Origin of the sequence: Pusillimonas sp. DMV24BSW_D (assembly GCF_011388195.1) — a bacterium.
In the GTDB taxonomy this organism is placed as follows: Bacteria; Pseudomonadota; Gammaproteobacteria; order Burkholderiales; family Burkholderiaceae_B; genus Neopusillimonas; species Neopusillimonas aestuarii.
In genome coordinates, this window is the sequence record NZ_CP049990.1 from 2493664 (window position 1) to 2504441 (window position 10778).

At 54.0% G+C, this 10778-nt stretch carries 9 protein-coding genes; 4 read left to right on the forward strand and 5 right to left on the reverse strand.

Translation table 11 applies throughout. The features are described 5' to 3' along the window. Positions 1-15 precede the first annotated feature (15 nt). Complete coding sequence (locus G9Q38_RS12085) at positions 16-315, reverse strand: I78 family peptidase inhibitor (RefSeq protein WP_119442831.1); 300 nt, start codon at positions 313-315, stop codon at positions 16-18. Positions 316-347: 32 nt separating this feature from the next. Between G9Q38_RS12085 and G9Q38_RS12090 the strand changes: the two genes are divergently transcribed. Then, positions 348-1241 carry a pirin family protein gene (locus G9Q38_RS12090; RefSeq protein WP_166131317.1) on the forward strand — a complete coding sequence of 298 codons (894 nt, stop codon included), beginning with the start codon at positions 348-350 and terminating at the stop codon, positions 1239-1241. Here the strand turns inward: G9Q38_RS12090 and G9Q38_RS12095 are convergent. Both G9Q38_RS12095 and G9Q38_RS12100 read right to left on the reverse strand, forming a co-directional pair. Continuing rightward, positions 1205-1975: an alpha/beta hydrolase gene (locus G9Q38_RS12095; protein ID WP_166131320.1), complete on the reverse strand. Its 771-nt coding sequence runs from the start codon at positions 1973-1975 to the stop codon at positions 1205-1207. The two genes, G9Q38_RS12090 and G9Q38_RS12095, sit on opposite strands and share 37 nt — an antisense overlap. Positions 1976-2141: 166 nt before the next feature. Next, complete coding sequence (locus tag G9Q38_RS12100; protein ID WP_166131323.1) at positions 2142-3788, reverse strand: Na+/H+ antiporter; 1647 nt, start codon at positions 3786-3788, stop codon at positions 2142-2144. Between the two features lie 132 nt (positions 3789-3920). On the opposite strand from G9Q38_RS12100, the gene G9Q38_RS12105 reads away from it, so the two are divergent. After that, the gene (locus tag G9Q38_RS12105) at positions 3921-5384 is read left to right on the forward strand and encodes an MFS transporter (RefSeq protein ID WP_166131326.1); all 1464 of its coding nucleotides are present in this window, start codon (positions 3921-3923) and stop codon (positions 5382-5384) included. Positions 5385-5405: 21 nt separating this feature from the next. Here the strand turns inward: G9Q38_RS12105 and G9Q38_RS12110 are convergent, their stop codons facing one another. After that, positions 5406-7565, reverse strand: a complete 2160-nt coding sequence (locus G9Q38_RS12110; RefSeq protein WP_166131328.1) for a TonB-dependent receptor domain-containing protein — start codon at positions 7563-7565, stop codon at positions 5406-5408. 74 nt (positions 7566-7639) lie between these two features. Beyond that, on the reverse strand, positions 7640-9121 hold the full coding sequence (phrB, locus tag G9Q38_RS12115) for a deoxyribodipyrimidine photo-lyase (RefSeq protein ID WP_228276128.1): 1482 nt from the start codon (positions 9119-9121) through the stop codon (positions 7640-7642). 112 nt (positions 9122-9233) lie between these two features. On the opposite strand from phrB, the gene G9Q38_RS12120 reads away from it, so the two are divergent. Both G9Q38_RS12120 and G9Q38_RS12125 read left to right on the forward strand, forming a co-directional pair. Continuing rightward, positions 9234-9755 (forward strand): thermonuclease family protein, encoded by a 522-nt coding sequence (locus tag G9Q38_RS12120; RefSeq protein WP_166131331.1) that lies wholly within the window; start codon positions 9234-9236, stop codon positions 9753-9755. 9 nt (positions 9756-9764) lie between these two features. Next, on the forward strand, positions 9765-10778 hold the full coding sequence (locus G9Q38_RS12125; RefSeq protein ID WP_166131333.1) for an LLM class flavin-dependent oxidoreductase: 1014 nt from the start codon (positions 9765-9767) through the stop codon (positions 10776-10778).

Sequence of the window (10778 nt, forward strand, 5' to 3'; positions counted from 1 at the left end):
ACAGTTAAATAGGCCTTAACCGCACACGACCTTTTCAACACGACCCGAATCATCGATATAAACGTTCATTCGATCAGGCCGGTAATCCGGCGTCATAGGCGTCGTTGGGCGCAGTACACGCGTCCCGCTGGGCAGACTGCTTCGATTAACGGAGTCTGCCGAGGTTCCCACAAGATTCTGGAACTGGGCCGCCGCGCACTCCCCCGAAGTTGAACCGCCGGACGACATTGGAGAATCGCCACCACTACCCAAACCACCCGAACTCTGGCAAGCTGCCAATATAACGGCCAAAGGGGCCAAAAAAAGCAAACGCATTTTTCCTCCTTATGTAACGCCATACTTATATCATGACAGAGAATTCGCCTCCCAGCCCTAACCTGATCCAATCCCGTGCGCATGAACTAAGCCCTGGGTTTTCCATTCGCCGCGCCCTTCCAACACGCGAACAACGCATGATCGGCGCATGGTGTTTTCTCGACCATATTGGCCCTGTCGAATTCGATGCTGATCAGGGCATGCATGTCGGTGCCCATCCACACATTGGCCTACAAACATTCACCTGGATGGTAGAAGGGCAAATTCGTCATCGCGATAGTCTTGGTTACAACCAGGTTATCCGCCCTGGGCAAGTTAATTTAATGACCGCCGGAAAAGGTGTTTCGCACACTGAAGACTCACTACCGGGAGAAAAGAGGTTGCATGGCGCTCAATTGTGGATCGCTTTGCCACCGGAAAAAGAAGCCATCGAACCGGCGTTTCATCACTATAGTCAACTGCCCGAATGGCGTTTTGGCGGTTTGCACTACACCTTGTTGGCTGGACAGTTCCAAAACCAAACGTCACCGGTGGCCGTCCACACACCATTGTTAGGGCTCGATATTTTTGCACCAAACGGCGGCGCCTCAGCGATTCTGCAATTGAACCACGCATTTGAGCACGGAATGATGGTGTTAAATGGCGAAGTGCAACTGCCGTGTGGTGAATCGATAAAGCCGGGCGTTCTGGCTTATTGGCCACCAGGGGTGTCTACCCTTAATCTGTACCTAACCGCAGGCACACGCCTCTTGTTTATTGGCGGTGAACCTTTCCCGGAGCCGGTCAGGATATGGTGGAATTTCGTCAGTGGCGCATCAGACAACCTACGCCAGGCTGTACTCGACTGGAATCGGTTTCACACACGTTTTGGGGTGGTACCGGGGCAAAATCACCGTCGGCTGACTTCTCCGGCATACCCCACATGATTGAATCCCGGCGCGACATCGGCCAATAAACCGAACGTGCCGACAGGATCCGTTAACATCGCCAAATGACCCGTGTTCAATGTGTGAACAGACCACCCCGGATCATGATTGAATTTATCGTAAAACTGCTGAAACGGCGTTCCGTCATAAGCAGCGGCCATTACATAAGAATGGGGGATAGCCGGGCGCTCAGCCAAAGCCTTAGAGGGTTGCAGAAAAGTTTGCAGCGGCTGGCACACCAAACGTTTTTGTACGCGTTCACACAGCTTTTCGTCTGTCACACCAAACGCTTTCAACGGGAAAGGCGGCACGCGCTGGTCGGGCCATGTTCGCTCGCGAAATACGCGCCCTTTTTCACCGGCATAGTCAGCCAGACACTTACCCGACTCCGGCACGAAGGCATCGAAATACATGACCGCACCAATACGCTCGGGGATGCGGGCCAAAACATTACTCACCACCATGCCGCCGTAACTCCACCCTACCAGGACCACATCATTCAATTGCTCCATGCGAATTAAATTCACAATGTCATCAGTGTGAGTATCAAGCGTGATGCCCTCGTGCGCCAAATGAGCCCTATCTCCCAAGCCCGTTAAAGAAGGTGTATATACCTCGTGCCCCATGTAACGCAGTTCAGTGGCCGTCTCCTTCCATACCCAACCACCATGCCAGGCACCGTGAATCAACACGTAAGTACGCGGTCGTTTTACCGGAATATGAGATGCTGCCATGGGGAACCCCCTTTTATTTCAGGATGCCGTACGAGAAGTTATCGCAGCTTACGTTAATTCAACAACCAATTAAATTTTGAGTTAAAACGAATGTGTATAAATAAACATACTACTGAAAAAACTTGAAAAACAACAGTAATGGCGCATAAATACAAACCAAGCGACCTTAATGTCGATTACGCACTTCTTCCATATCCAGGCGTGCCACCATTTCCCGTGCCAGTTCATCGGAAATTTTGTGCTGCCTTGCCAACGCAAAAATACTTTGCCGCGCGGCATCAATAACCGCCAAACGCATACGCTGTTCAACCCGCTTTTCGTGCGCCAGCCACTCATCCGGCAACCCTAGCTCCGACACGGCGGAAACGGCACGAATGTCAGCTAACAAACGCTCGGCCACACTAGACAGAAGATCTTGCTCGCGCGCATCGGGAAACTCCGACGTTAGCCGGTCCACCTCTTCTTGAAGAGCCCGTTCAGCCGCCTCTCGTGCCGTTTGTACCGCCAAATATTCCTGCTGTTCGCGCTTGATACCACTGGATTGATGGCGCAACATTTTCACCACCGGCGGCATCAGCGCGCTAGCCAAAACCAAAGAAGTAATGATCACTGTTGCTGCTAACAGAATGGCTAAATCACGCGCAGGAAACGGGGTGCCGTCGTCCAAAGCCAAAGGCAGGGTAAGCACACCGGCCAGGGTAATCGCACCACGCACTCCTCCTAGCGTCAAGACCATCATCATGCCTGCCCCCACTTCGGGAAAAGGAATACCGCGTCGCCGTTTACGCCAACCTTCAAAACGCACCGATGCGTATACCCAACCAAAACGGAAAACACCCAGCACAATACAAATAACCAGCGCATAAACCACCAGCCATAGCGGGTTATGGTGCCCCGTCTCGGCAATGGCCTCGACCGCACCGGTATATATTCCCGGTAACTGCTCGCCCAGCAACACAAACATTGTTCCGTTCAGAGCGAACTGCACCACATTCCATGTGCTTTGCCGATGCATGCGAGTTAATGCACTGGACGATCCGCTTAGTTCCACGTAACTCATCGTCACGCCTGCAGATACCGCAGCCAAAATGCCCGAGGCACCGATATACTCCGCCACGAAATAGGCGGCAAACGGCACCATTAAACTCAGTAATACTTCGGCGCCCGGCTCCTCGCCAACCCGCCTCACTACAGCGGTGCGCGCACGCGACAGACCCCACGTCACCACCACGCCCGTTGCCAACCCTGCCGCAGCCACCCAAATAAACGATAACGCCGCATGCGATATAGAGAAAGTGCCGGTTACCACCGCCGCCACGGCTGTACGAAACGCCACCAGGCCAGTCGCATCATTAAATAGCGACTCTCCTTCCAGAACCGACATTAAGCGTTTGGGCACCGGTACCTTGCGTGTAATGGCCGAGACCGCCACTGGATCGGTTGGCGACACAATAGCCGCCACGGCAAACGCCACCGCGAGCGGCATGGCTGGAATCAGCCAGTGCAAAATGAATCCCAGCCCCAGTACAGTTAACAACACCAAGCCAAAAGACAGCTGAATGATGCCGCCTTTTTCACGCCAGAGTCCTTCCTTGGGGATACGCCAGCCATCCAGAAACAAAAGGGGCGGCAAGAACAAAAGAAAGAAAACATCCGGATCCAGCTCCACCCCTTCTTCGAACACACCGGCAATCACAAAACCCAGCGCAATTTGAATCAGGGGCAACGGGATGCCTGCCGGCAACATACGTGCCAAAGCGCCGCTCATTCCAACGGCAGCCATCATGGCCAATGCAATGTCAAGACTTTCCATGTTGTAACCAAAACTCCGGCAGCGTTTCTGCGGCCACATTGTCGCACAACACATCTTTGCCAAAAACGGTTATGGTCGCTGTTGATTGCACTCATTGCACAACACGACGTTCTAACCTTAAGCTTGGCCAATATGAACCAAAAACGATCCCGCGGCCAAAAAGACATCAAACCTGACCCCGCCCGATGGCGGGTTTTACAGGTTATTCTCATCTCGCTCTTCATGTCCCTCATGGCCATCAGTATCATCAACGTGGCCCTACCCTCCATACAGCATGGGCTCCAGACATCGCAATCCGATATTCAATGGGTACTATCGGGCTATGCATTGATGTTTGGCGTCGTATTGGTCAGCGCCGGACGCGCGGGCGACATTATGGGTCGTGGCGGCTTCTTCCTTATTGGTGTCGCAATTTTTACGCTGGCCTCAATCGGCGCTGGGCTGGCACCCGACGCTGCGTGGCTGAACGTCGCGCGCCTTTTTCAGGGGCTGGGCTCAGGCATGCTAAGCCCACAGGGCATCGGCATGATCCAGCAATACTTTCAGGGTAACGAGCGGGGTCGTGCATTTGGTTATTTAGGTACCGTAGTGGGGTTCTCCGTGGCATTCGGGCCGGTTTTCGGCGGCCTTTTAATTTACCTGGGTGGCCCCGACCTGGGCTGGCGTCTTACGTTTCTCATTAATGTACCCTTCGGAATAGCGACGCTTATTCTGGGCTGGCGCTGGTTTCCGCGCCCGCTTATACAAAAGCGCGGCACCGAGATACTAGCCCACAACCCAGGCGGCCTGCTGCGTGCGCTTGACCCCATTGGTGCTGCGCTACTTGGCCTGGCCGTATTAGCCGTGCTCTTTCCTTTCGTCCAGTTTCGTGGCTCACCGGCCACGTGGATACTGTTACCCTCGGGCTTGCTGCTGGTGTTTGCGTGGGTGAAATGGGAGCAATGGTATGCGCGAACCGGCAATAGCCCCATGGTAGACCTGTCGATCTTTTCCATTAGCAGCTTTACTAATGGTGCCCTTATTATGACGCTGTACTTCCTTGGCATGACCAGTGTATGGGTGCTGATAGCGTTATATGTTCAATTGGGTGCCGGCAAAAGTGCGCTGGAAGCCGGCCTGGTCGGCCTGCCATCGGCACTTGTTTCAGCCTATGCCGCAAACTGGGCGGGAAAACGCATCATCCAGTATGGCCGCCAAATTGTCATTGGCGGCATAATTCTGGCCATGACCGGTCTAACACTCAGTATGCTGGTCGCCGTTTTGCACGCCTACAATCTGGCCACTGTCTGGTGGCTACTGTTAACCCTTACCTTCGTCGGCCTGGGGCAAGGTTTGGTTATTAGCCCTAATCAGGCGCTTACCTTGGCGGAAGTGCCCCTCGGCCACGCCGGTAGCTCCGGTGCCATTATGCAAACGGGCCAGCGCATTGGTTCTTCCATTGGCATCGCCATCATTACCGCGGCTGCGTTTTTTGCGTTAAACCTGTCGTCCTCATGGACAGTGGCCGTGGTGGTGGGTTTGGGCCTGATTGTTTCAGTGGTGTCGATTACGCTGGTGATATCGATTAAAGATTTGCGTAGTCGACAACGCCGTTAACGAAACTACCAAAAGACACCCTTAAAACATAAATCCCGCCTGAACCCCAGCCGTCCAGTTTCGCCCCGGCGCGGGTTCGTAATACCGGCCATTACCTTCGTTCACGATTACTGAGCCGGCATAATCTTTGTCAAACAAATTATCCACGCGGGCAAAGGCCGATACTTCCCACGGACCGGCCAACCAGGTATAGCCAGTGCTTAAGGCAAACACGGCATACGATGGCGCCGATTCGGTATTGCCGTCATTCACCGCAATATTACTTAGAAAACGCCCTTCCACCCCTGCGCGCCAACCAGTGGGGGGTATCCACCCCAGCGCGGCAAACACCGCATGTTCGGCAATACCGGGAATGCGATTTCCCGCTTGCAGGTACTGGGCCGGCGTGGTTGGGTTCGAACAGAGGCCGGAAACGCAATCGTCCTGGTAACGGGCATTAAGCCATGTGTAGGCCACATCGGCACGCCAATGCCGCCCCCATTCGTTCAGGTAAGCCAATTCAAACCCGGTGCGTTTGGTGCGACCGGCGTTCTGGTAACTGGTGCGGCCATTGACACTGCCCGCCGATACAATTTCATCACGCGTGCGCGTTTGAAATACGGCGGCGGTAAGCAAACTGCTTTCTGTGGGCATGGTTTTAAAGCCCACTTCAAACGTGGTGCTATAAGCAGGTTGCAAGCCAAAGTTCAACCCCGCCCCGCCATCGGTGCGATACGACAGTTCGTTAAAGGTAGGCGTTTCAAAGCCGCGCCCGGCGGAAACATAGATTTGGGTATTATTCGACACCGCATACGCCAGTGAGCCCACGGGCGAGAACGCCTGGTAACGCGCGCTGCCGCTGTCATCATCATTTACACCTTGAAGAAAACGGTCGGTCGAATCGAAGTGCACCGTGCTGTAACGCGCACCCAGGTCTAGCGTAAAACGTGGGGCAAATTCCCACGAGGTTTGAATATACGGGTCTAAATTCCATACGGTATTGCGCTCGTTCCGGCGCAGTTCGCCTTGCACACCCAGTTGCCGGCCTTGGGGCGTATCAATGTAATTTCGATACCCCTTGCGCCCTTCCTTCATGGCATCGTAAGCCACGCCGACAATAAGAGTGAACGGTCGGTTAGCCAAAGAAAGTTGGGTAGTCAGGCGCAGGTCGGTGCCGTAGTAATCGCGGGTTAAATCAATCACGCCACCGGCTTGCAAAGGGTTCTGCTGCGCGAAATCAGGAATGGCTAAATATTGAACGGTATGGCGTCGCCCCGCATACACCAGCGCCGTTAATTCATTATCGGCATTCAGTTGGTGTTCGTACCGTAAGCCTCCCTGCATTTGGCGCACGGTTTTACGCGTGTTGTATGCCAAGGCGTTGGGTACCACACTGCGTGGATTTTGCTCGAAGTCTTGCCGGGTCAGACCCAACGGATCGTCGGCCTTCAAATCAACATAGTTCGCTACCAGGGTTAGCCGGTTGCCCGAGGCAAAATCAAACCCTAATTTCATATTCATTAAATTCTTACGCGCACCGCTGTGATCCCGGTAGCCCTGCGTGGTGAAGCGGTTGGCGCTTATTAGATAATCCATTTCTGTTTCATCCAAATCCAGCATGCCGCCGGCCTTCAAGCCATAACGATAAGTGCCGTAACTACCAGCAGAAAAGTCGCCGCTGATGCTGGGCGGGTACTCACCCCGTTCGGTGTTGATCACCATTACCCCGCCCGAAGCATTACCATACAGCGCCGAAAACGGCCCCCGCAGAACCTCTACCGATTCAATCGACGCAATATCAATATTCGACGTTTGCCCCTGGCCATCCGGCATGGTGGCAGGAATGCCGTCGACATAAAGCCGCACACCTCGCACCCCAAAGGTTGCGCGTGCCCCAAACCCTCGAATGGAAACCTGAAGGTCTTGCGCATAATTCTGACGGTTCTGAATTTGCAATCCCGGCACGCTTGAAAGCCCTTCGGATAAATTGATTTGCGGCTGATCCCGACGCAGATCGTAACCCTCAACAACAGAAATGGATGCGGGCGTGTCAAGGATTTCGGTTTCGAGGCGTGTGGCCGTCACCACAACCGGGTCGAGAACGGTGGCGGAAGTAGATTGCGTTTGGGCGGGTGCTTGTGCTTGAGCGATGGAACCTGCATGAAGCAGAAAAGCCGTTGCCAAAATTCTGTATATCTTCATACTTTTTCGCACCCCCTGTTCCCACACGTCACTTAACTGCGGGTTAACTCCTCATTGCCAGATAATGTTCGCACTTAATTACTTTTCAGGTTTTTAAATGCATTAATCGCACGCTGCCGCGTTACTTTTAAATCCACCATCATTGTTGGATAACCACACCCTTCCCGAGTTAAAGGTGATGGGTTGTGAATTTCCCTGGCGTCGACCTGTTTTAGCTCCGGCACCCACTGACGAATAAATGCGCCCTCGGGGTCGAACCTTTCCGACTGGCTCACCGGATTAAACACGCGAAAATACGGCGCGGCGTCGGCTCCCGTCGATGCGCTCCATTGCCAGCCACCATTGTTTGCCGCCAACTCCCCATCGATCAAATGCTTCATAAAATAACGCTCTCCCAGGCGCCAATCAATAAGCAAGTTCTTGCTTAGAAACATGGCCACCACCATACGCAGGCGATTATGCATCCAGCCCGTACCGTTCAACTGGCGCATGGCGGCATCCACAATCGGTACGCCGGTTTCACCCTTGCTCCACCGCTCGAAATCTTCCGGCGCGTCACGCCACACCACAGCTTCCGTTTCCGGCTTCATGGCGCGATGCATCGACAACGTCGGATAGCTCACCATTAAATGCAGGTAAAACTCGCGCCAGAGCAGCTCGTTAATCCAGGTCAAAATACCGGCTCGGCCGGTTTCCAGCTCGCCCTGGTTAGCCAGTAAAGCGGCGTAGAGGCACTGCCTGGCCGAAAGAATGCCCGCAGCCAGATACGGCGATAGCCGGCTGGTACCCGGTTTGGCGGGGAAATCGCGATCTTGCTTGTAGTCCGCAATGCGGGTGTTGATGAAGTCTTCCAGGTGAGCATGTGCTGCTTGAGATGAAGCCGGCCAACACGTGTTGGATATTGCCGGCCCGGTCGTTTCAGCCCAGGCTTTCAGGGCACTGGGGGCGGGAAAGCCTTTGTTAGAGGCCAGAAGCGCCGTGCTTAACGGCGCTTGCGGGTTGGGAACGGATAACGGAGAAATGCCGCCTATTGTCGATCCGGCGTTGCCCCCTTCCATTAAACGCATTCGACACGCCTTTGCAAAAGGCGTAAATACTTTATACGGACCGCCCGAACCCGTTTTTACCGACCCCGGGGCTAACAAGAACTGCCCGTCAAAACCATGCATCGCAATACCCGCGCCCCGCAGACGTGTATACGTGGCACGATCCCGACGGCGCTCATTCACCCCCACCTCGCGGTTGCAATACACGGCCTCCACGTGCCACTGCGCACAAAACTGTGCCACAGCCTCTGGTACCTCGGCCCAGGTATTAACATGTAGCCCAACGAATGGCACATTCAACGCAGCAAGTTCAGTTTCCAGTTCCGCCAAAGCACGATGCCAAAAATTCAGTTTAATCGGCGCATCATCATGCATACGCCACTGCTCCGGACTCACAATATAAAACGCGACGGTCGGGCCTGCCTGCATGGCTGCAGCCAATGCAGGTTGATCGGCTACTCGCAAGTCGGTGCGAAACCAGCAGGCTGAAATTGCTTGAGTTGTGCGCACACCGTATCCTTTTCAATCGTCAATTATCGACTTGAATGTTACAAGAACGACATAAAAAAACACAGGCGCGTGAACCGTTACACTACGGCTTTATTGTCTCTAGAAGTGAAGTATGAAGTATCGGGCACAATGTTTTTTTCTATTGGCGGCTGCACTGTTTTCATCCGCGGCCGCAACGGCGGCAGGCCGTGTTCCCAGCAATGAGGAAACGCGGAACAAAACGGTTCAGTGTGAAGTGACCTCGGTGCACGATGGCGACAGCATGCGCGCGCGCTGCCCAGGTATGAAAGACACGGTGCGGATTCGCATTCACCAGATTGATGCGCCTGAAATCGGGCAGGCTTATGGCAAAACCTCCCGCGACACCTTACGCCGCCTGTGCGTGCGCGGCCGTACCGCCGCATTTAGTATTGTGGGTAAAGATGATTACGGCCGTTTGCTGGCCGGTGTTGAATGCCGGCAGAAAGATGTCGCCACCACCATGCTGGAATCGGGCGCAGCGTGGGTGTATCGACAGTATCAGCACGATAAGATGCTGGTGCAGATGGAACAGCGTGCGCGGGAAGCAAAGCGCGGTTTGTGGCAAAACCCGAACGCGCAAGCACCCTGGGAATATCGGCGCGACCGGCGCTAAAATAAACAGATGACAAAGTATTCGATTCTTGATCTCGTGCGTATCCGCGAAAATGGAAACGCAAAAATATCGCTGAACAATGCACGCAACTTGGCACGCCAGGCAGAGCAATGGGGCTACACCCGCTTCTGGATGGCCGAACACCACAACATGCCGGGCATCGCCAGCGCTGCAACTTCGGTGGCCATTGGACATGTAGCGGAAGGCACCGAAAAAATACGCGTCGGCGCAGGCGGCATCATGCTGCCAAATCATTCCCCGCTGGTCATTGCAGAACAATTCGGCACACTTGATGCCCTCTTTCCAGGCCGTATCGATCTGGGCCTGGGCCGTGCGCCCGGCACCGACCAACTCACTCTGCGCGCCTTGCGTCGCCACCCAGGCAGCGCCGATAACTTTCCCCAAGATGTTCTGGAATTACAGGCATTATTAGGCCCTGTTCAGCCCGACCAACGTATCCGTGCTGTGCCGGGTGCCAATAGCCATGTACCTTTATGGATATTGGGTTCCAGCACGTTCGGCGCCGCCATGGCGGGTGAGTTCGGCCTGCCCTATGCGTTTGCTTCGCACTTTGCGCCCGATTATCTATATACCGCACTGGAAACCTACCGTTCGCGCTTCAAGCCTTCCGAACAGCAAGCAACGCCATACTGCATGATGGGCATCAACATTATTGTGGCCTCCTCAAACGAAGAGGCCGAATTTCTGGCGAGCACGCAGCGTATGTCGGTAACGAATTTACTACGTGGTGATCGCGGTTTAAGCAAACCCCCTATCGCCGATATCAATACATACTGGTCTATCGATGAACGGGTGCAAGCACAACGCATGCTGGCCATGTCGGTTGTCGGCTCACCCGATACCGTACATGAAAAACTTGAAGGTATTCTGACGCAAACGCGCGTGAACGAACTCATGATCGTATCGGACATATACGATCACTCATTGCGATTACAGTCCTATGAATACATAGCGCAAATTATGCAGGCGCTGAACGAAAAGAAGCAGGTTAATGAAGCGTAA